We start from the raw sequence: 22,501 nt of genomic DNA on the forward strand, positions 1-22,501 counted from the left end.
AACTTAGATAATTTAGTTTGCTTTTTTAACTTCAAAACTTGAAATTAGCTTATTATTAATTGATAAACTCAATTAAAATTGACTTTGTCATACTTTAGCTACCATTTGAAAAAGAGATTTGAACATCTCAAAATTTGATTAAAAAGGCTACGAAATTTATTATTTAAACAAAAAAGCAAATTATGCACATTATCGACATTTCAATATTTATAATCTATATGCTTGGCATGCTTGGCGTTGGCATCTATTTTATGAAACGCAATAAATCGCAGGAAGACTATTATGTGGGAGGTAGAGAAATAACTTCCTTTCATATAGGCTTATCTGTTGTTGCCACAGATGTTGGTGGTGGATTTTCTATAGGATTAGGTGGTTTAGGCTTTTTAATCGGTCTATCAGGTAGTTGGATGCTGTTTACAGGCCTAATCGGAGCATGGATTAGTGCTATTTTTCTTATTCCTATTATATACCCTCTGGCAAAAAAACATAATTTTTTGAGTTTTCCTGAAGTTCTTAATCACTTCTACAATAGGAAAGTAGCCATTTTAGCCGGTATCATATCTTTGATTGGTTATATTGGATTTACCAGTTCTCAGGTATTGGCAGGAGCTAAATTAGCTGCAGCAACTTTTCCCTCAATAACTATTGTTGATGCCGTATTATTTATGGGAGTTGTAGTAATTGGCTACACTGTACTTGGTGGGCTTAAGGCTGTTATTTTTACAGATACAATTCAATGGATGATACTCATGGTTGGTTTAATACTAATTGGTATTCCTTTAGGCTTCATAAAAGTTGGAGGGTGGGAAGCTATTCAGGTTTATTTACCGGATAACTTTCAAAGTCTTACCAATATTAGTTTTGTTCAATTTATTAACTGGCTTATTACAATTGTTCCAATTTGGTTTGTTGGTATGACCCTGTATCAAAGAATTTATGCTTCAAAAGATAAAAAAACTGCAAAAAAAGCTTGGTTTATAGCCGGCTTGTTTGAATGGCCTGTAATGGCTTTTATGGGAATTACTTTAGGATTATTGGGCAGAGTTGCCTTTGAACAAGGAATGTTTACTGAATTTGGATATGCTCCCGGAAGTCCTATAGATGCGGAAATTGGCTTACCTTTACTCCTAACGCATATTTTCCCAATTGGCTTGATGGGACTGTTAATGTCATCTTATTTTTCGGCAATAATGTCAACAGCTGATAGTTGTTTGATGGCCGCATCAGGTAATTTTACAACAGATATATTAAGACTTTCAAAACAAAACACCAAAAGTATTCGGTATTCGCAATTAGCTACATTAGTCATTGGAATACTCGCAATTCTTCTGGCAACCAAAATGCAAAATGTACTTGATTTGATGTTATATTCTTATGCCTTTATGGTTTCCGGACTATTTGTTCCTGTTTTGGGTTTTATGTTTTTGGAAAAACCATCTGCAAAAGCAGCAATGTATTCAATGCTTTTTGGAGGAGGAACTACTTTGTTCCTTATTTTAACCGAAATAACATTACCTTTTGGTTTAGATGCTAATTTCTTTGGTATTACATTTTCAGCAATCGTTTTTATAATTATTCAATTGTTACATAAAAATAAAATTTAAGAAAATGCACTCCGGAATATTTTACTTGTATTCTGAATTATCGAATTAATTCAAAAATCCATTGTTCCAGTGGGTAACAGGAATAAATGCTAAAGGAAGAAAATTAAAAATTTGATAGATATAAAGCCTTTCTTTTAAATAACCAAATCCAGACGACATCTGTAAAAATAAGGAAAACCTTTTAAATGAAAACCTACGTTCTGATGAACAGTTTAAATATTAATGCTAAAACTATTTAGTTTGTTTCTTAACTTAAAAAATTTGAAATTAGCTTATCAAACGATAAACTTAATTAAAACTAGTTTTATTTAACTGTTGAGCACAATAAAACAAGGCATTTGTTTAAAATAAGTAACATTGATATGAAAAAAATATTTTACATAATAGGACTGACCTTTGGAATATTAAGTTGTGATACAAATGATGACTTAATTGATTATGATAAGATAGAATTAAAATCATACATCATTGATAATTATTATAATGATGCCAAGCAACTCTATTTTAATGAAATAATTCAAAATAGAAATCACAACAATTTTAACAACCCTATTCTTGACAATAGAGAGATTAATAAAATTCTAAAAATAATTCAAGCGGTATATGATTCTGATTCAACTGAACGAGATATTGTTTTTGATTTTTATCAGATTCATGGGTATTATTGCTATAGTTTTAACTCTATAAGTTTAAAAGTAGAGACAAACAAACCTGAGATTGAAAACTTATCCAAAGGAATTATTCCTACAGGCAAAGCTAAATTAGACAATCTTTTAACTTCTTACGATTTTGACTCGGTAAGAACATCATATAGTTACCCAGATTTTCCATGGTTAACAATTTACACAAAAGATGAGTATAACATGATACCAATTGAGAGAGAATTTGAAGCTATTGAATCTGTGCTGATTGCAGAATTTAGTAAAGGTTGTGTTGGAGATGGTAACAACATCAGTTTGACAAGAAGTAATTCATCTGCTACGATAACTTTTAGTATCGGAAGTGGAGATTGTCCAGCAGGTTGTATTTACCATAAATATTGGGAATTTAAAGTTTCTAATGGATATGCCAAATTTGTTAGAACATATGAAGATTAATAATTACTGCTCCCAACACTGTATAAAATTTATGCTTAAGTTAGTACAAAATTGAAAACAAAAAAATTATAACAAACTCGATAAACGTAACTGCTAAAACCCTACTCTTTTTGGTTTACTGTATAGGTTCTCCACTTTTCCAAGCAATCTAACATATCCTGCGGAATTTCAGAATCAAATTGTAAAAATTTGTGTGTTGTAGGATGCTCAAAACCTAATGTTTTAGCGTGTAATGCTTGTCGCGGTAAGATTTTAAAACAATTCTCTACAAATTGTTTGTATTTGGTAAAAGTTGTGCCTTTTAAAATAGCATCTCCACCATAACGTTCATCGTTAAAAAGAGTATGACCAATATGTTTAAAATGCGCTCTAATTTGGTGTGTTCTACCTGTTTCTAACTTACACTGTACCAAAGTAACATAATTAAAACGCTCCAAAACTTTAAAATGAGTAATTGCCGGTTTTCCAAATTCTCCGTTTGGAAAAACACTCATTTGAAGACGGTTTTTTAAACTTCGACCTATATGTCCTTCAATTGTACCTTCATCTTCTTCTATATTACCCCAAACCAACGCATAATACAAACGTTCGGTTGTTCTGTCAAAAAATTGTTTGGAAAGGTGCGCCATTGCAAATTCAGTTTTTGCAATAACCAATAATCCGCTTGTATCTTTATCAATTCTATGAACCAAACCGGGACGTTCGTTTGAATTTGTTGGTAAATTTTCGATATGATGAATTAAACCATTTACCAAAGTTCCGCTGTAATTTCCATGACCTGGATGTACTACCATTCCTGCCGGTTTATTCACAACAACTACCTGATCATCTTCAAATAAAATATCTAACGGAATATCTTCTGCAACCAATAAATTTTCGTGTGGCGGATGTGCCAATACAACACGCACCACATCTTTTGGTTTTACTTTGTAATTTGATTTGACAGGAATATCATTTACTAAAATATTACCAGCTTTTGCAGCTTGTTGAATTTTATTACGAGTAGCATTTTCAATAAAATTCATTAAAAATTTATCAACCCTCAAAGGTACCTGACCTTCATTGGCTACATACCTAAAATGCTCGTAAAATTCTTCTTGCTCTAGTTCTTCAGTACTCATTAATGCTATTCCTCAGAAGTTTGTGAAAATCTACCTGCTCCATTCCCATCACCTAATTTTAAAATAATCAATGAGTTTTTTGGCACTTTATCTCCCGCTTTTAAATCTTTGCCATTAAATTTTAAACCTCTAACAACATCTTCTGCGATATCTGAAACATACATAAAATCGTCACTAATTCTAAATCCTATTGCTTTTAATTGTGATATTGCCTGACGTTTTGTTTTTCCGTAAAAATCAGGAATTTCAACATCAGCATAACCGGAAGGATTTAGCGTTAAATAAATTTTTCTGTTTTCTTTTACAAAATCGCCTGCTTCCGGACTTTGTTCTATCACAGATTTTTTTGGAAAACTTGGATTATACGTGGTTGAGTCAATAACAACATAATTTAAGTCTAAATCATCTAACTTATTTTCAACCTCATCTATACTCAAACGTTCCAAATTTGGAACTTCAATTTTTTGACTGTGATTGGTTGAAATATTTAACCATTTCATTACAATAAAAGCAACTACTATTAAACCAATTACTGCAAAAAGTAATTGCTTTAAAAATGTTTTAGATTTAATAAATTGAACAAGACTCATATTTCTTTTTAATTTTTTGTGCAAAGATACTTTATATATATCAACTAACAAATTACTATATCGCAGTTTAGCTATTTAATTATTATGCTTTCAAACTTTTCAACTTTCAACTTTAAATTTCTATATAGATTTTATGTAAGTTTGTAATTAAACTTATAAACTTAAAATGAAAAAAAATATTGCCATAATTATGGGCGGCTACTCTTCGGAAGTTGAAATTTCGTTAAAAAGTGGCGCTGTTGTTTATCAACATATTTCAAAAGAAAAATACAATACTTATAAAGTTCATATTTTAAAAAATAAATGGGTAGTTGTAGATGATGAAAATAACGAATATGATATAAACAAACATGATTTCTCAGCAAATATAGATGGCAATACAATTAGTTTTGACTGTGTTTTTAATGCAATACATGGCAATCCGGGAGAAAACGGTACTATTTTAGCGTATTTTGAATTGATTGGACTAAAGCACACATCAGCTCCATTTTATCAAATGGCTTTAACTTTTAACAAGCGAGATTGTTTAAGTGTAGTTAAAGAATATGGTATAAAAACAGCCACTTCATTCTACTTAAATAAAGGCGATAGTATTGATATTGATAAAATTATTGCCAAAGTTGGTTTACCTTGTTTTGTAAAACCAAATAATGCAGGTTCCAGTTTTGGTATCTCTAAAGCAAAAACCAAAGAAGATATTTTACCTGCCATTGAAAAAGCTTTTAAAGAAGATTCAGAAATTTTAATTGAAGAATTTTTAGACGGAACTGAGGTAACAATTGGGGTAATAGAATTTAACAACAAGGTTAAAGTATTGCCTATGACAGAAATTGTGAGCGAAAATGATTTTTTTGATTATGATGCCAAATATTTAGGTAAATCACAAGAAATTACACCTGCCAGAATTTCTGATGAACTTCATAAAAAATTAGAAATAACAGCAAGTAAAGTTTATAAAGTATTAAATATGAGTGGTTTTTCACGTTCAGAATATATTATTGTGAATAACGAACCTTATTTTTTAGAAATGAATACTGTGCCCGGTTTAACCGCCGCCAGTATAGTACCGCAACAAGCTGCTGCTGCGGGTATTGGTTTACCAGAACTTTTTCATAACGCCATAGAAATGGCTTTAAATAAATAAAAAATGAAACGAGCAATTTTTCCGGGATCATTCGATCCTATAACTTTAGGACATTACGATATTATTAAAAGAGGCATTAAACTTTTTGATGAATTAATTATTGCCATTGGTATTAATACCGAAAAAAACTACATGTTCTCTTTAGAAAAACGCAAACAATTTATGGAAGAAGCTTTTAAAGATGAACCTAAAGTTAAAATTGTTACTTACAAAGGATTAACGGTAGATTTTTGTAAAGAAGTTGATGCTGAATTTATATTACGAGGCTTACGCAATCCTGCCGATTTTGAGTTTGAAAAAGCCATTGCGCACACCAACAGAAAACTTTCTAAAATTGAAACCGTGTTTTTGCTAACTTCATCAAAAACATCATTTATCAGTTCAAGTATTGTTAGAGATGTAATAAAAAATAAAGGGAATTACAGTTTATTGGTTCCTGAAAATGTTAAAATTGAATAACCTTTTTAAATGAATAAATTATTTTCTCTTTCACTTGTTTTTCTTGTATTTATTTCATGTTCTAAACATCAAAAAACTGAGCAAATCGACTTTACAACAAAGTTCGAAAAATCTAACGGAGCCGAAACAACTACCTATTTTGAAACTATAGAATATTATAAAAATTTAGCAAATACATTTCCTGAAATTTCTTTACTTGAAATGGGCGAAACCGATAGCGGTTATCCTCTTCATTTGGTTGTTTTTAACAGCGATCAAGAATTTGATTTCAATAAAATTAAAGACAGCAACAAAAATGTTATTTTAATAAATAACGCCATACATCCCGGCGAGCCTGATGGCGTTGACGCATCAATGTTATTGTTTAGAGATATTGTTCAAAATAAAAATTACATCAAAAAATTAGAAAATATTGTTTTAGCTGTAATTCCTATTTACAATATTGGCGGTGCTTTAAACAGAAACAGTACCACACGCGTAAACCAAAACGGACCTAAAGAATATGGTTTTAGAGGTAACGCCCGAAACTTTGATTTAAACAGAGATTTTGTGAAAGCCGACACTAAAAATGCAAAAGCTTTTGCTGAAATTTTTCATTTGGTAAATCCTGATGTTTTTATCGATAACCACGTTAGTAACGGAGCTGATTATCAATACGCTATCACACATTTATTTACACAATACAATAAACTGGGAAATGATTTAAGTGAGTTTTTAGAAACTACCATGAAACCTTATATTGAAACTTCTTTATTAAAAAAAGATATTATAATTACGCCTTATGTAAATGTTTGGGGAACAACACCTGAAGCCGGTTTTAGCCAATTTTTTGACTATCCGCGTTACTCAAGCGGTTATTCAACGTTGTTTAATTCTTTAGGAATTACAGTTGAAACACATATGCTAAAGCCGTACAAACAACGTGTTGAACAAACGTACAGTTTTATGGAAAGTGCTATTGACTTTACTATTGAAAAAGGTAGTGAAATTAAAAAATTAAGAAATAATGCAGTTGCAAAAATTTTAGAGAAAGGCACCTATCCTATTTCTTATGAATTAGATAAAAATACCTTTACTACACTTCAATTTAAAGGATATGAAGGAACATATATTGACAGCAAAGTAACTACCGGAAAACGTTTGTTTTACGACAGAACAAAACCTTACACAAAACCTATTAAATACTACAATCATTTTAAAATTACTCAAGAAATAAATATTCCGAAAGCTTATATTTTAAAACAAGGTTGGTGGACTGTTTTAGAGCGTTTAAACAGCAATAATATTGAATACAAAGTATTTGAAAGTGACACTACTTTTGTTGTAAATGAACAACATATAAAAAATTACGAAACAAGTACCACTCCTTTTGAAGGGCATTATATGCATTTTAATACTGAAGTAGAAATTACCAAAAAATCGGTTACATTTAATAAAGGTGATATTTACATTCCTGTAAATCAAAATGGAGCTCGTTACATTATGGAAACACTTGAAGCATCAGCAACCGATTCCTTTTTTAACTGGAATTTTTTTGATACCATTCTTCAACAAAAAGAGTATTATTCAGCCTATGTTTTTGAAGATATTGCTGAAGAATATCTACGCAACAACTTTATTCTGAAACTTAATTTTGATGAGAAAATGAAATCTGATTCGGAGTTTGCTAAAAATCCAAGAGAACAACTGGATTATGTATATAAAAATTCTCCTCATTATGAAAAAGCTTACCTGAAATTACCCATTTATAAAGTATTTTAATTTTTAAACCGTTCAGTATGTGGATTTAAACGCAAAAAACATACAGTTACAATATCAAGGTTACTTAAAAACTCCATTGTTATGGAAAGGTGATGCTGTATTTCAATTAAAACAATTAGAACTTAAAAAAATTGATACAACTACTTTTGAAGGCTCAATTTTAGAAAATATAAGATTAGGAAAACGTGTTGAACGTTTTGTTAGTAATGAATTAAAATGTTATTCAGACATCACTGTTTTAGCTGAAAATATTCAAATACAAAATGGCACAACAACTGTTGGTGAAATTGATTGTATTCTAAAACAAAACCACAAACCCATTCATTTAGAAATTATTTATAAGTTTTATTTATATGATGAACGTGTTGGCACAACAGAATTAGACCATTGGATTGGACCAAACAGAAGAGACAGCTTAGTTTCTAAACTTACAAAACTTAAAGAAAAACAGCTTCCTCTACTCTACAATTCTAAAACAAAACCATTATTAAAAAAACTAAATATTCAACTAGAAGATATACAACAACAAGTGTGTTTTAAAGCACAATTATTTATTCCTTTTAAAATAAAAAGCACCTCTTTTAAATTATTAAATAAAGAGTGTTTACAAGGGTTTTACATTGGTTTTAACGAACTAGAGATGTTTACTGCCAATAAGTTTTACATACCCACAAAAGCAAATTGGTTACAAGAAATTCAAACACATACTAATTGGCTAACTTACCATCAGTTTTTACTAAAAGTTGAAAGTATTCTCAAAAAACAATCAGCGCCACTTTGTTGGATGAAACAACCCAACGGAGAAGTACAAAAGTTTTTTGTGGTTTGGTGGAACTAAATTCGTTTTTTATCAACAAAATAAGCTATTGTGGCCAACAAAAAATAAGCAAACAACGCTGAAACTGTTAAAGCAACAATATTATTATCAGAAGGTAATACATACATATTCAAATAATTGATTGCAATCAAAAAAAGAACAAATACAATTGCTATGTATTTTCCCGATTTTGTAATTGATCTAGTTCTTCTTAAATAATATTGTAATCCTAAAACCAACAACGCAGCTTCAGTAAAAAAAGTTACCGCTTTGTTTTTCCATAATCCAAATCCGAACTTTGGTTTACCGTTTATTAAAGGAAGATCGGGTGTGTGAACTATCAAATCTGCAAACCAATGCGAAAGTACCGCTAACCCCATAACCAATGCAACATTTTTCTTTTGCATCTTTTTTTTAGAAAATACAAAAAGATACAGAACATAAAATAAAGCTGCCCAAAATAAAGAACCCAATAAACCATGCGTAAACGGATAAAAATCCATATTAAAATCATTTACAGCAGTAAAACCTTTTTCAAATTTTAAGTTTTCAATTCCTAATAAAACAAAAGGAAAAAACAATATATCTACAAATTGTGTGGCAATAAAAAGCATTGCCAACGAAGTGTTTTTTTGTTTCCCTTTTAAAGCAAATGCCGCTGCGTAATGACCTACAAACATAATTTTGAATTTATTTTAGTTGTATTTTTTAAATAGAAATGGAATTTCAGTATCCTTATCAGATATTTTAGCAATTAACACTTCACCATCTAAATAATATGTTATTTTTTTAGGAAATTCATTCATTTCATTTTCAGAAACAAATCCGTTTTCAGTTAAATCGGTAATTAAGAAAACAGTTGAATTCTCATTAACTCCGGTAACTTCAAAACTCCATTTTTCATCTATTTTAATAATTCTCATGTTCTCTTTAAAAATAGTATCACCATTTTTAACAGTACACCCTAAACCAATATACTCTTCAGACGATTTTTTGCTCCAATATTCAAATGTACTTTTATTTGCATCTTCATTTGTTCTAACCCAACTTCCAAGCATCCAATCAAATTTTTGAATTGTATTATCTTTACATGAAAAACACAGTAAAACGATTAAAATAATCAATATAATCCTCATAAACAGTTGATTTACTGTCAATAATACATAATTTTTTTTAAATTAATAACCAAAAACGAAGTTTAACAGCAATAATTTTAAAAATGTTTCTGTTTATTTAAAACCTTTTTACCAACAGTCCTAAACTTTTTATATCTTTAATTATAAATAAGCTTTTAATTAATTATGAAATTCAATAAAATAGCATTTACAGATATTGATGGTGTGCTTAGGGGCAAATATATTAGTACTACTAAACTCAAAAAAAGAAAGATTGGTTATTGTGATGTGGTATTTGGATGGGATATAAATGATAATGTTTATTTGCAAGATAGTGTAACAGGATGGCATTCCGGTTTTCCGGATGGTATGCTTACAATTGATACCAATTCTGAAAGATTAATACCTTGGGAAAATAGTTGTCCTATGTACCTTTCCGATTTTTCTGATGATGAAAATTTAAAGAAAGTTTGTCCGCGATCGTTATTAAAAGATATTGTTTCTGCATACCATAAATTAGGTATATATCCTAAAGTGGGTTTTGAGTACGAGTGGTTTAATTTTGAAAAAACATCAGAAACATTAGAAAATCCTCAAAAAAACACTATTACTCAAGGTATGTTTGGGTATTCATTATTGCGGTTACAGGAAAGCAAAGATTTTGTAAAACAATTATTGACTGATTTACCTTCTTTTAATATTGACATTGAAGGATTTCACACTGAAACCGGTCCTGGAGTTTACGAAATGGCTTTACAATATAAAGATGCTGTAAATGCAGCCGATGATGCCATTTTATTTAAACAGTCAGTTAAAGAAATAGGATTGCAACATCAAATTATTGCCTCGTTCATGGCAAAATGGAATACAGACCTACCAGGTTGTGGGGCTCATATTCATGTAAGTTTACACGATAAGGAAGGTAAAAATTTAATGAACTTAAATACTATTGAAAATACTCATACTATTTCTACTCAGTTTTTAGAAGGTATTATGTTGGGTATTGCTCCATTGCTTCCTTTGTATGCGCCAACAATTAATAGTTACAAAAGATTAACAGAAGGTTCATGGGCAGCAACATCCGTAAGTTGGGGTTATCAAAACAGAACAACTGCTGTACGTTTAATAACAGATTATCCTGAAAATCATCATATAGAAATGCGTGTTCCGGGTTCCGATACTAACCCTTATTTAGCCTTATACGCAATTTTGGCTTCGGGTTTATATGGAATTACGCAGCAACTAAAATTGCAACATAAAGAACAAAAAGGAAATGCCTATGAAAACGATGCACACATAAAATTACCGAAAAGCTTGGAAGAAGCCGTTAAATTAATGGAAACAGACTCATTTCCTTCAAAAGTATTAAACAAAACATTTTTAGAACATTACTTAATGACTCGAAAATGGGAAGTACAGCAATACCAAAAATCAGTAACAGATTGGGAATTAAAGCGTTATCTTGAAATAATATAAATATGCGATTTATAGATTATACAACAATTATCCAATTAGCTTGGAGTAAATTCAATCCGCACAAGCATATTTCTACTATTGAAGACATCAGTGCCAAAGTATCTACCAATCATGTGTTTAAAGTTACTTTTAAAAATGGTGGTTTTATTATTGCAAAACTTTCTTATTTTGGCAGACACGAGTATTTTGTTGAAGATCACAAAATAATCAATGTACTAGCTAACAATCTGTTATATCCTTTCGATCAATTTTTAGCACGCTCACTTACAAAAGACAAAGAAATTTATACATATCGCTACCAGCGTTCCGGTGTTGATGTATGGGTAATTTTTTACAACCCAATACGCATTGATAAAAAGGTTCCTAAAATTTTAAATGAAAATCAAATCCAAAAGTTTGGAGAACAAATGGCGTTTTTTCATTTGGCCTGCCAAGATATTTTAGATGAAGTTCCTAAATCTTCCAAAACAATGGCTTCCGATATTTTAGAATTTAAAGAAATATTAAATACGGAAGAAGGAAAAATTACGTATGGAAGTTATACTGATGTTATTATAAAACAATGCGATTTATTTTTAGAAAACAGCAAACAATTAGGGTATGATAATTTTGAAAAACTACCTGTTTTTATAGATTGGAACATTGGTAATTTTTCAATTGATGAAAATTTTAATTTTTATTCTCGTTGGGATTATGATTGGTTTAGAATGTGTCCACGCTCAATGGATTTCTATTTTTGGGCTCGTGTAGTTAGGGCCGAAGGTGATAAAACAGTGTTCAGCTACCTGATTGATCCATATATGGAAGATAGATTTTTTATTTTTCTGAAAGCCTATCATGCTGTTTTCCCGCTTACCGAAGCTGAAATTTTGTTTATCAAAGAAAGCTATCGCTTTTTTATTATTAACTACGTAGTAAAATTAGGTAATTATTTCTTTTTAAGTCATTTTGCTAAAAAACTTATTGCTGAAGCCTTTACCATTTATTTTCCAAATATTGATACTTTTAAACCTGATAAATTACTAAAATTAGTACATTAAATTTATGAGACAAATAGATTCCTTTATTGAAATTGCCAAAAATTATAAAGCTATTTTTTTTGATTCGTTCGGAGTTTTTAAAAATTACGATGGCGTAATACCCGGAGCAGAAAAAACGTTAAATAAATTAAGAAATGAAGGAATTGATTACATTATTTTAACTAATGACGCTTCTAAAAGTCCGGAAATGTTGGCTAAAGATTATTTGAAACTTGGGTACACAAACGTACCTGCCGATAAATTTGTTTCTTCGGGAATGTTAGCTAAAGATTTTATAAAGAATAAATTAACCAGTGGAAAAATTGCATATTTAGGCACCGAGCAATCTGCAAGTTATATTACTAATCATAAAATGAGTGCTATACCAGTTGAAGAATTAAACTTTAACAATGAAGCACTAAACAGTATTAAAGCCTTGGTTTTTTTAGATGATGAAGGATTTCATTGGAAACGTTCCATAAACAATACTGTTAACCTGTTACGTGTTAGAAACATACCCGTAATTGTAGCAAATACCGATTTAATTTATCCTGTAAACGAAAATGATATAGCTGTAGCTTCCGGAGCAATTGCCGATTTGGTAGAAAAAATTGTAGGCAAGCATTTTATACATTTTGGTAAGCCCGACGTACAAATATTTAACTATGCTTACGAACACATAAACCCAAACCGATTGTACGATAAAAAAGATATATTAATGGTTGGAGATACCTTAACTACCGATATTATTGGCGCTAATAAATTTGGTATTGATACAGCTTTAGTATTAACAGGAAATACCATACCTGATCAAGCAGAATTTATGATCAAAACTTTAGGTATAATACCCGATTATATCTGCGAATCAATTTCCAGTTAAAGAGAATTATTTACTTTCTATTTTGTTCTAAATATCCTAAAACATATACAGCTGGAGCGTTCCAGTTTAAACAAACTTCGTTTGAAGCATAACTTGGTTGCACATCCATGTATGATTTTGCAGGAAAATCTGACTCATAGGTAACTTCGGCACTATCTTGCCTATCTTTATTTGGTCCACCGGCAATAAAACCCGGAATTGGATTTTCTATACCATCGGAATGGCTTGGACGATGGTGAGGGAATAGCACTTTTTTAGAACCAAAACCTGTTAAAAAACAATATCCTGTAGCATTTTTACCAAAAATATAATCGGTAATTTGTTCTGCTCCTTCAATATACTTTTCTTCTCCGGTTAACCTGTGTGCTATACATAAAATCATAGCCTGATTTAAAACATCACTGTTTGAACCCCATTCAAACAAATTCAACCCAATTTTATAAGGATTTTTTGAAATTTTCTCCAAAATATCATCTGCCAATTTTAAATGGTCATTTGTTAATTCATTAGCAAAATCTTCCGCTAATACGTCTTTATTTTCTAACAATGAATGAAATCCCATATTTCTTACAAAAAACTTCCAACTGTTTGTAAGTTGATGAATATAAGGCTCTTTATTTTCTTGTAAATAGGTTAAATACTTTTCATTTTTTGAAGAGATATACAATTCTGCTGCCGCCCAATAAAAATCATCTGAAAATTCAGCATCACCATACTCTCCTGTTTTAACATCATCGGGATTCGCAAACGGAACATTGTTATTTTTCACAGCCCAATCCCAAGCTTTCTCTGAAACATCCAAAGCTTTTTGAGACCAAACCGAATCTATATTTTTATATAATCGTGAAGCTTGTGCTAAAACAGCTGCAAAATTTAAAGTTGCAGCAGTACCTTTTCCAATAATATATCTGTCTAAATTATAATCTTCCGGCGAAATAAAACCGCTAAAGTTTTTACCTGTAAGTTTATGGTAAACACCACCATCAGTATCTTGCATGGTTAACATCCAATCCAATTCATATTTTAACTCATCCCATAAATCACTAATACCGTTTCCACTTTCAGGAATATTTAAAGCGCTATCTTGCACAACTGTTGGAAATTGTTCCAACAAATTAAGCATTTGACCTGTAGAAAGTGCAGCATTTACAATATATTTTCCATAATCTCCTGCATCATACCAACCTCCAGGAGAGTTTAAAGTTCCTTCATTTTTTCCTGATGAAGGATGAAATAAACATGTATCGTCAAGGTGACCGACATTTCTTTTATAAATACCTCCGTATTGTTCTTCAATAGGCATTGAAGCTCTTTGAAAATAGAAACTTTTTATAGAAGCCTTGAACGCTTCATTATAAATCTCTTGTTTTATTTCAAACGGATACGATTTCTCTTTTTTATCTACTACTATAACATAAGTACCAACTTTGTTGAAACTACTAAAATCTCCTAAAAAAACATGTTCTCCCGATTGTTCCCAAATACCATTATCTTGAAATTTACCTTCAAAAACAACTTCTCCTTGTTCATCTAATACTTCAAAAGAAGTAGGAATTGAATCTACCACAACAAATTGTTTTATTGAATTTGGGTAAAATCCTATTTGATTGATTCGAATTGATTCACTAACAGGAATTTTCTTTTTTTCTGATGTACATGAAACAATTATTAACAATGAAAGAATGCTAAAAAGAATACCTTTTTTCATAATATTGGCTTTTAAAGTTGCTGTAATTCAAATTTAACTAACTATTTCAAACTGTTTTAATACTATTTTGTCATAAACACATCAGAAATAAAAACACAACACAAATCATTAATCTTTACCACTACAAAAATCTCTTAAAATTTAGTACTTTGCACCTCTTAAATTTTTTGTATAAATGAAAGTATGTATTGCCGAAAAACCAAGTGTTGCACGTGAAATTGCAGCTGTTTTAGGAGCAAATACCAAAAGAGACGGGTATTTTGAAGGAAACGGTTATGCAGTTACATACACATTTGGTCATTTATGTACTTTATTTGAACCTAACGATTACAAACCGCATTGGAAAAGTTGGGATTTAAACAATTTACCAATGCTTCCTGAAAAATTTAAAACCAAAGTTGTTTCTAATTCAGGAATAAAAAAGCAATTTAATATTGTTAAAAGTTTATTTGATAAAGCCGACGTTATTATAAATTGTGGTGATGCCGGACAAGAAGGAGAATTAATTCAGCGTTGGGTAATTGACCAAGCAAATTATAATGGAGAAGTTCAACGTTTATGGATTTCATCCTTAACTACCGAAGCTATTAAAGAAGGATTTGAAAACTTAAAACCTTCTAAAAATTACGATAATTTATACTATGCCGGATTTTCAAGAGCTATTGGCGATTGGTTGTTGGGAATGAATGCCACTAGATTATATACTGTAAAACACGGCGGTTACAAACAAGTACTTTCCATTGGTCGCGTTCAAACACCAACCTTAGCAATGGTTGTAAATCGGTTTAAAGAAATTGAAAATTTTAAACCACAACCTTATTGGGAGTTACAAACAATGTATAGAGACACCTTGTTCAATTGTGAAGAAGGAAGATTTTTAAAAAAAGAAGAAGGAGAAATATTTGCCAATAAAGTTAAAGAAAGTGATTTTGAAATTGTTTCAATCACTAAAAAGAAAGGAACTGAATACGCTCCAAAATTATTCGATTTAACTGGTTTGCAGGTATATTGCAATAATAAATTTGGTTTTTCTGCCGATGAAACGTTGAAGATTGTTCAAAAATTATACGAACAAAAAGTGGTAACTTACCCAAGAGTTGACACTACTTTTTTACCCAATGATATTTATCCAAAAGTACCGGGAATTTTAAAAAACTTAACAAATTATAGTGTTTTAATTCAACCTTTATTGGTTAAAAAAATTAAAAAATCTCCAAAAGTTTTTAATGATAAAAAAGTAACAGATCACCACGCAATTATACCAACCGGAGTTCAAATAAATTTGCAATACAATCAGCAACAGGTGTATGATATTATCACCAAACGTTTTATTGCTGTTTTTTATGATGATTGTTCTGTTTCAAATACCACAGTAATTGGAAAAGCGGATGATGTATCTTTTAAAACTACAGGAAAAGAAATTTTAAAAAAAGGGTGGCGGGTTGTTTTTGACACTTCGACTCCGCTCACCACAAGTACTTCGACTCAGCTCAGTGCAGGCTCAAATTCTAAAGAAAAAAAAGAAATAGGAATACTACCGACTTTTATAAAAGGTGAAAAAGGACCGCATGAACCTTCATTTATAGAAAAAGAAACAAAACCTCCTAAACATTTCTCTGAAGCTACGCTTTTAAGAGCAATGGAAACTGCCGGAAAGCAAGTTGATGATGAAGAAATGCGTGAGTTAATGAAAGAAAACGGGATTGGACGTCCATCAACTCGTGCTAACATTATTGAAACATTGTTTAAACGCAAATACTTAATTAGAAACAAAAAACAGATTTTACCAACACACACTGGTATCCAATTAATTGATACTATTCAAAATGAATTGTTAAAATCTGCCGAGTTAACAGGTTTATGGGAAAAACAACTGAAGGAAATTGAAAAAGGAACCTTTAATGCCGCAAATTTCATCCATAATATGAAAAAAATGGTAGAAAATTTGGTGTATGAAGTTAGATCTGAAACTAAAAGAGCTAATATTTCTTCCGCAATAAAATCTCCAAAAACTCTTTCTTCTTCAGAAAAAACAAAAAAAATAACAGGAATTACTTCAAAAAAATGCCCAAAATGTAAACAAGGAATCATATTAAAAGGTGATGCTGCTTATGGGTGTAGTAACTATAAAAATGGCTGTGATTTTAGGCTACCTTTCCGTTTTCTTGATAAAAAAATATCTGATAATCAATACACTAGACTACTTCAAAAAGGCTGTACCGTAAATTTAAAAGGTTTTAAAACAGAAACAGGTAAAGCTGAAGGTTTAATTCGTTTTGATGAAAATTTCAACTTAAAATTGGAAGAGAACACTTCGACTCCGCTCAGTGCAGGAACTTCGACTCCGCTCAGTGCAGGAACTTCGACTCCGCTCAGTAACCAAACAGAAATGACAAATAAAGTTCCTGATAAAATTTTATGTCCTAAATGTGGTAAAGGAACCATTTTAAAAGGAAAAACCGCTTATGGATGTAGCGAATATAAAAATGGTTGCGATTTTATTTTCAGCTTTAACGATATCAGAAAAAAAGCAGCAGGACAAACACTTACAAAAGAACTAGTTTACGCAATTTTAAATGGAACAGCATAGCAACCAACATCAACATTTTCTTATTTTTAAACCTTATGGCTATTTAAGTCAATTCGCTAATAATGATATAAGTAAACACAAGAAAAAATTGCTTGGTGAACTTTATCCTTTTCCTGAAAATATAATGGCAATTGGCAGGTTAGATGAAAAATCGGAAGGTTTATTATTACTAACTACTGATGGGAAAACAAGTGAATTTATTAGAAGCAGTAAAGTTGAAAAAGAATATTTTGCACAAGTAGACGGTGACATTACTCCAAAAGCCATTGAACAACTAAAAAATGGTGTAAAAATTGGATTTGGAGGAACAACATATATAACCAAACCTTGCAAAGCTTTTAAATTAAATCATATCCCTAAATTTCCCGAAAGAGGTAAAAAAATTAGAGATGAACGTCATGGCCCTACCAGTTGGGTTTCTATTACTTTACGTGAAGGAAAATTTAGACAAGTACGCAAAATGACTGCAGCAGCAGGTTTTCCAACTTTACGATTGATACGAGTCAGAATTGGCACAAACCACTTGAACAATATGAAAGTAGGTGAAGTCCTAAAAACAAACAATTTTATTGATTAAATTTACTTTCTAAGCCTATCCAATTATCGTTAATATTCTGTTAATTAGAAATATCATAAAATAACATTTAAAAAAAAATAACTAAATTGTTGGCTAATATAACTACTAACTAACAACTTATATTATGATTACACTTAACGTTAATGGAGAAAAACAAACAATTGATGTTGCTCCTGAAATGCCTTTACTTTGGGCAATACGTGATATTGTAGGGCTTACCGGAACCAAATATGGATGTGGAATTGGGCTTTGCGGTTCGTGTAAAGTTTTAATGGATGGTTCTCCTGTGCAATCGTGTATGATTCCTGTTTCAGCTGCAGAAGGGAAATCAATAATTACTATTGAAGGTGAATCTGAAAATTTACAACTACTGCAACAATCTTGGGTCGAATTAAATGTTGCTCAATGCGGTTTTTGTCAACCCGGACAATTAATTGCTGCTGCAGCTTTGCTTGATAAAAATGAAAATCCGACAGAAGAAGAAATTAACGAAGCTATGATTGGCAATATTTGTCGATGTGGAACTTACCAACGCATAAAAAAAGCGATATACCATACAGTTGAACTTAAAAACAAAAGCGTATCATGAGTACCATAAGAAATTTAAGCAGACGAACTTTTGTTAAAAGTATAGGTTTAGCATCAGGCGGATTAATTTTAGCGTGTAATACTTCTATTTTTTCTGATAAAGAAAAAGAAGAAATTAAAAATTTAACAGAATTCAATCCAAATTTATTTGTTCAATTAAATTCTGACGGAAGTTTAATTTTAGTTGCATCACGTTCCGAAATGGGGAATGGTGTTAGAACTTCATTACCGTCAGTTATTGCTGATGAAATGGAAGCCGATTGGAAAATGGTAAAAATTCAACAAGCTGTTGGCGATAAAAAATATGGAGATCAAAATACCGATGGCTCTCGAAGTATTCGCTATTTATACGAAACTATGCGGCAAATGGGTGCTACCGTAAAAGCAATGCTAATCACTGCCGCAGCACAAACTTGGAATGTACCTGAAAGCGAGTGTGTGGCTGAAAATCATTTTATTGTACATACAAGTGGCAAAAAGATTGGTTTTGGTGACTTGGTTGAAAAAGCTAAAACATTAGAAGTGCCAACTGAAGTAGCCTTAAAATCACCTAAAGATTTTAAATATATCGGTAAACATTTAAGAAGTGTTGATGCTGAAAATTATGTGAACGGAAGTGCCGTTTTTGGTTTAGATAAGCGCTTACCAAACATGAAGTTTGTAGCAATTGAACGTTGCCCTGTAACTTTTGGTACTGTAAAATCTTTTGACAAAACCGAAGCATTAAAAGTTGCCGGTGTTGAAGCTGTTATTGAAATTCCCAGAATAACAAAACCTTTTGGTGCACTTGGTGGAGTTGCTGTAATTGCATCAAATACTTGGGCGGCTTTTAAAGGTAAAGAGGCTCTAAAAATAGCATGGGATTTTGGTGATAATAAATCATACAACTCATCAGAATTTATGGATTCAATGACCAAAAATGTACATAAACAAGGTAAAGTTGCTAAAGATATTGGTAGTATTTCCAAAGCTTTTAAAAATGCCGATAAAATTATTGAAAGCACTTATCAATTACCTCATTTAGCCCATACTCCAATGGAAGTTCCCAACGCAGTTGCTTGGGTACAAGGCGAAACTTGTGAAGTTTGGGCTCCAACACAAGCACCACAAAGATCAAGAGAGGAAGTTGCTAGTTATTTAAATACCTCAACCGATAATGTCACTATAAACGTGACTTTATTGGGAGGTGGTTTTGGAAGAAAATCAAAACCCGATTACATTGTTGAAGCTGCCATAATTTCGAAAGAAGTAAATGCACCTGTACAAGTAGTTTGGACACGTGAGGATGATGTAAAACACGATTATTTTCATACTGTAAGTGCACAATACATGAAAGCTTCACTTGATAAAAACGGAAATGTAACCGGATGGCTACATCGATTTGCGCTTCCATCAATAACATCAACATTTCAACCGGGTGTTGATTATGCTGCCGGTTGGGAAATCTCAAGTGCTTCTAATGTGCCTTTTGACATTAAAAATATGAAAATTGAAGTTGGCCAAGCGCCTGCGCATGTTAGAATTGGATGGTTACGCTCTGTAATCAATATTCCTCACGGATATTCAATCAATGTTTTTGCTGATGAATTGGCTGCTGCTGCAAATAAAGATCCGTTGGAATTTCGATTGAATTTAATTGGTGAAGATAGAATTGAAGAAACCGAAGATCCTATAAAATACAATACAGCACGCCTTAAAAATGTACTTAAAATTGCTGCCAAAAATGCTGAATGGGGAAAAGAATTACCTGAAGGACACGCTTATGGTTTGGCTGTTCATTATAGTTTTTATTCATACGTAGCCTCTGTTGTAGAAGTTTCAGTAATTAATAATAAGGTAAAGGTTCATAATGTTTATACAGCTATTGATTGCGGAACGGTTGTAAATAAAGATACTGTAAAAGCTCAAATGGAAGGTTCTGCTGTATTTGGAATGTCATTAGCTTATTATGGAAAAATTACTGCTAAAGAAGGAGCTATAGAGCAAAGTAATTTTAACGATTTTAAAATGATTCGCATACATGAAGCTCCAAATGTACATGTAGAAATTGTTGAAAGTACCGAAAGACCAACCGGTGTTGGTGAACCCGGCGTTCCTGTTATTGCTCCGGCAATTATCAATGCCATTTATAAAGCAACCGGAAAAAGATATTATAATTTACCGCTTTCTGATTATGGTTTGGTTTAGTTGTTTTTTAGGGTAAAATATTTTAATTGACTTTAATTATTATAAATTTTGCGTCATCCAAAACCTGCCTGCCGACAGGCAAGCTTGTTTCAGTATCTCATAATAATAGTGAAGTGAGTCAATATAATGGGATGCTGAAATAAATTCAGCATAAAGTGTTTGACTAAGAGTAAAATAGAAAGTTTACGAATTCATAAAAATAATTTGATTAAATTTAATCCACAAAAAAATCCAAACTATTAAATCTTTATAAATGAATAATTGGATTGAATTACTTCTAAATTTCAAAAATAAAAACGAATCGGTTGCATTAGTAACTGTTACTAAAGTTTTGGGCTCTGCACCTTGTAAAGTAGCTTCTAAAATGATTGTTACCCAACAAAAAGAGATTTTTGGTACCATTGGCGGCGGAAAATTGGAATTTAAAGTAATTGATGAAGCTGTTATTGCAATTAATGAACATAAAATTAAAGAATTTTCTTACACTTTAGGTCCTGAATTTGAACAATGTTGTGGCGGGAAAGTGGAATTAATTATTGAACCTATGAACCAATTTCCTGAATTATACGTTTTTGGCGCCGGACATATTGGTGTTGAACTGTGTAACATTTTAAAAGACACTCCTTTTAATATTACATTGCTTGATACCCGAAAAAACTGGCAAACAACTTTTGATGTAGATAAAACAATTACTTACAGCGATATTGATTTCGATTTATACAAACAGTATATACACTGGGGACCAAATTGTTATATTGCAATTATGACGCACGACCATAAATTGGATTATGAAATTACCGCATTGGCACTTCATTCTAAAACTAAATATATTGGATTAATTGGAAGTAAAACCAAAAAGAATAAATTCAACAATATGCTTAAAAAAGAGTTAAATTTTAAACCCGGAATTTCTCCTGTGCACTGCCCTATTGGGTTAGATTTGGGTGGAAATACTCCTAAAGAAATAGCTATAAGTATTGCCTCAGAACTTTTGAAAGTATATTATGAAAAATAATACGGTTTTTGTGCTTTTAGCCGGTGGAAAATCGGAAAGAATGGGCATTGCCAAAGGTTTATTAAAATACAATGATTCTTTTTGGATTTTAGAACAACTGCATCGAATTTCAAAAACAACAATTTCTAAAGTTTATATAGGTTTAGGTTTTAATTTTGAAGATTATTTTAAAGCGATTCCTTGGCTGGAAAAAGCAGTTACTAACTTTGTCAATTATAAAAATTTACAAATCAAAGTTTGTGTAAATTCATCTCCGGAATTTGGAACTTTTTCTACACTACAAACTGTTTTAAAGCAATTAAATAAAGCTTCAAATATTCTATTAAATCATATAGATATCCCGATTTTAAATTCAATAGAACTCACCAAAATACTTGAAACTGAAAATACAGTTGTTATCCCTTCTTTCAATACTAAAAAAGGACATCCTGTAAAACTAAGTGCAGAATTTTGTCAATCTTTAAAAACTATTCCTGTTAAAAATGAAAATGCTCGGCTGGATTTTCAAATTAAAAAATTAAGTTCTGCCAATATTTCAATTATTGAAGTGAATGACAGCGTTATTCTATATAATTTAAATACTCAAAAAGAGTGGATTTCTTTTTTAGAAAATGCTAAATTTAATTAGACACCTACCTCCGCAGGTATGACACAATTGAAATTAAAACAATAACTTTTTAGCCTACTTACTTGTCATTCTTGTGAAAACAGGAATCTTTTATGCTATTTAACCAATAATTTCTTTTTAATACC

20 protein-coding genes are annotated in these 22,501 nt (G+C 31.1%); 15 read left to right on the forward strand and 5 right to left on the reverse strand.

The genetic code is table 11. From position 1 onward, the window contains the following. The first annotated feature begins 182 nt into the window (after positions 1–182). Positions 183–1,604 (forward strand): sodium:solute symporter, encoded by a 1,422-nt coding sequence (locus HGB55_RS05235; RefSeq protein WP_168815336.1) that lies wholly within the window; start codon positions 183–185, stop codon positions 1,602–1,604. Positions 1,605–1,942: 338 nt separating this feature from the next. Continuing rightward, complete coding sequence (locus HGB55_RS05240; protein ID WP_168815337.1) at positions 1,943–2,701, forward strand: hypothetical protein; 759 nt, start codon at positions 1,943–1,945, stop codon at positions 2,699–2,701. A gap of 101 nt (positions 2,702–2,802) precedes the next feature. Here HGB55_RS05240 and HGB55_RS05245 read toward each other — a convergent pair whose 3' ends face one another. Next, positions 2,803–3,822 (reverse strand): RluA family pseudouridine synthase, encoded by a 1,020-nt coding sequence (locus HGB55_RS05245; RefSeq protein ID WP_168815339.1) that lies wholly within the window; start codon positions 3,820–3,822, stop codon positions 2,803–2,805. Positions 3,823–3,827: 5 nt separating this feature from the next. Further along, positions 3,828–4,412 (reverse strand): PASTA domain-containing protein, encoded by a 585-nt coding sequence (locus tag HGB55_RS05250; protein ID WP_168815341.1) that lies wholly within the window; start codon positions 4,410–4,412, stop codon positions 3,828–3,830. A 166-nt stretch (positions 4,413–4,578) separates the two neighbouring features. Here HGB55_RS05250 and HGB55_RS05255 point away from each other — a divergent pair, with 166 nt between their 5' ends. The 4 genes from HGB55_RS05255 to HGB55_RS05270 are packed head-to-tail and all read left to right on the forward strand — an operon-like array spanning position 4,579 to position 8,614. Next, positions 4,579–5,556, forward strand: a complete 978-nt coding sequence (locus HGB55_RS05255; RefSeq protein WP_168815343.1) for a D-alanine--D-alanine ligase — start codon at positions 4,579–4,581, stop codon at positions 5,554–5,556. Between the two features lie 3 nt (positions 5,557–5,559). Then, positions 5,560–6,015, forward strand: a complete 456-nt coding sequence (gene coaD / locus HGB55_RS05260; RefSeq protein ID WP_168815345.1) for a pantetheine-phosphate adenylyltransferase — start codon at positions 5,560–5,562, stop codon at positions 6,013–6,015. Positions 6,016–6,024: 9 nt separating this feature from the next. Continuing rightward, positions 6,025–7,776 carry a M14 family metallopeptidase gene (locus tag HGB55_RS05265; RefSeq protein WP_168815347.1) on the forward strand — a complete coding sequence of 584 codons (1,752 nt, stop codon included), beginning with the start codon at positions 6,025–6,027 and terminating at the stop codon, positions 7,774–7,776. A gap of 19 nt (positions 7,777–7,795) precedes the next feature. Continuing rightward, positions 7,796–8,614 (forward strand): DUF1853 family protein, encoded by an 819-nt coding sequence (locus HGB55_RS05270; protein WP_168815349.1) that lies wholly within the window; start codon positions 7,796–7,798, stop codon positions 8,612–8,614. On the opposite strand, the gene HGB55_RS05275 is transcribed toward HGB55_RS05270, so the two are convergent. After that, positions 8,611–9,273 (reverse strand): hypothetical protein, encoded by a 663-nt coding sequence (locus HGB55_RS05275; RefSeq protein ID WP_168815351.1) that lies wholly within the window; start codon positions 9,271–9,273, stop codon positions 8,611–8,613. The genes HGB55_RS05270 and HGB55_RS05275 overlap by 4 nt on opposite strands. 15 nt (positions 9,274–9,288) lie before the next feature. Then, a complete protein-coding gene (locus tag HGB55_RS05280) occupies positions 9,289–9,729 on the reverse strand; it encodes a DUF6265 family protein (RefSeq protein WP_168815353.1) in 441 nt (146 codons plus the stop codon). Positions 9,730–9,894: 165 nt separating this feature from the next. Between HGB55_RS05280 and HGB55_RS05285 the strand changes: the two genes are divergently transcribed. Genes HGB55_RS05285 through HGB55_RS05295 form a run of 3 tightly spaced genes read left to right on the forward strand, consistent with a single transcriptional unit; the run spans position 9,895 to position 13,083 of the window. Continuing rightward, complete coding sequence (locus HGB55_RS05285) at positions 9,895–11,184, forward strand: glutamine synthetase family protein (RefSeq protein WP_168815355.1); 1,290 nt, start codon at positions 9,895–9,897, stop codon at positions 11,182–11,184. 2 nt (positions 11,185–11,186) lie between these two features. Further along, on the forward strand, positions 11,187–12,224 hold the full coding sequence (locus HGB55_RS05290) for a hypothetical protein (RefSeq protein ID WP_168815357.1): 1,038 nt from the start codon (positions 11,187–11,189) through the stop codon (positions 12,222–12,224). A 4-nt stretch (positions 12,225–12,228) separates the two neighbouring features. Then, positions 12,229–13,083, forward strand: coding sequence for a TIGR01459 family HAD-type hydrolase (locus HGB55_RS05295; protein ID WP_168815358.1), 855 nt, complete (start codon positions 12,229–12,231; stop codon positions 13,081–13,083). A gap of 10 nt (positions 13,084–13,093) precedes the next feature. Here the strand turns inward: HGB55_RS05295 and HGB55_RS05300 are convergent, their stop codons facing one another. Beyond that, positions 13,094–14,791: a glycoside hydrolase family 9 protein gene (locus HGB55_RS05300; RefSeq protein WP_168815360.1), complete on the reverse strand. Its 1,698-nt coding sequence runs from the start codon at positions 14,789–14,791 to the stop codon at positions 13,094–13,096. Positions 14,792–14,966: 175 nt separating this feature from the next. Between HGB55_RS05300 and HGB55_RS05305 the strand changes: the two genes are divergently transcribed. The 6 genes from HGB55_RS05305 to HGB55_RS05330 all read left to right on the forward strand — a co-directional run bounded on the left by HGB55_RS05305 (position 14,967) and on the right by HGB55_RS05330 (position 22,376). Beyond that, on the forward strand, positions 14,967–17,381 hold the full coding sequence (locus HGB55_RS05305) for a type IA DNA topoisomerase (RefSeq protein WP_168815362.1): 2,415 nt from the start codon (positions 14,967–14,969) through the stop codon (positions 17,379–17,381). Then, entirely contained in the window at positions 17,368–17,958 is a 591-nt protein-coding gene (locus HGB55_RS05310) for a pseudouridine synthase (RefSeq protein ID WP_168815364.1), read from the forward strand. Before HGB55_RS05305 ends, HGB55_RS05310 begins: the two co-directional genes overlap by 14 nt. Before the next feature lie 124 nt (positions 17,959–18,082). After that, on the forward strand, positions 18,083–18,547 hold the full coding sequence (locus HGB55_RS05315; protein WP_211047350.1) for a (2Fe-2S)-binding protein: 465 nt from the start codon (positions 18,083–18,085) through the stop codon (positions 18,545–18,547). Further along, a complete protein-coding gene (locus tag HGB55_RS05320) occupies positions 18,544–20,733 on the forward strand; it encodes a xanthine dehydrogenase family protein molybdopterin-binding subunit (protein ID WP_168815366.1) in 2,190 nt (729 codons plus the stop codon). The genes HGB55_RS05315 and HGB55_RS05320 overlap by 4 nt, the downstream gene beginning before the upstream one ends. Before the next feature lie 253 nt (positions 20,734–20,986). Next, positions 20,987–21,748, forward strand: a complete 762-nt coding sequence (gene xdhC / locus HGB55_RS05325) for a xanthine dehydrogenase accessory protein XdhC (protein ID WP_168815368.1) — start codon at positions 20,987–20,989, stop codon at positions 21,746–21,748. Next, positions 21,738–22,376, forward strand: coding sequence for an NTP transferase domain-containing protein (locus HGB55_RS05330; protein WP_168815370.1), 639 nt, complete (start codon positions 21,738–21,740; stop codon positions 22,374–22,376). The genes xdhC and HGB55_RS05330 overlap by 11 nt, the downstream gene beginning before the upstream one ends. Positions 22,377–22,501 lie beyond the last annotated feature (125 nt).

The sequence above is a fragment of the Lutibacter sp. B1 genome, assembly GCF_012524075.1.
Classification (GTDB): Bacteria; Bacteroidota; Bacteroidia; order Flavobacteriales; family Flavobacteriaceae; genus Lutibacter.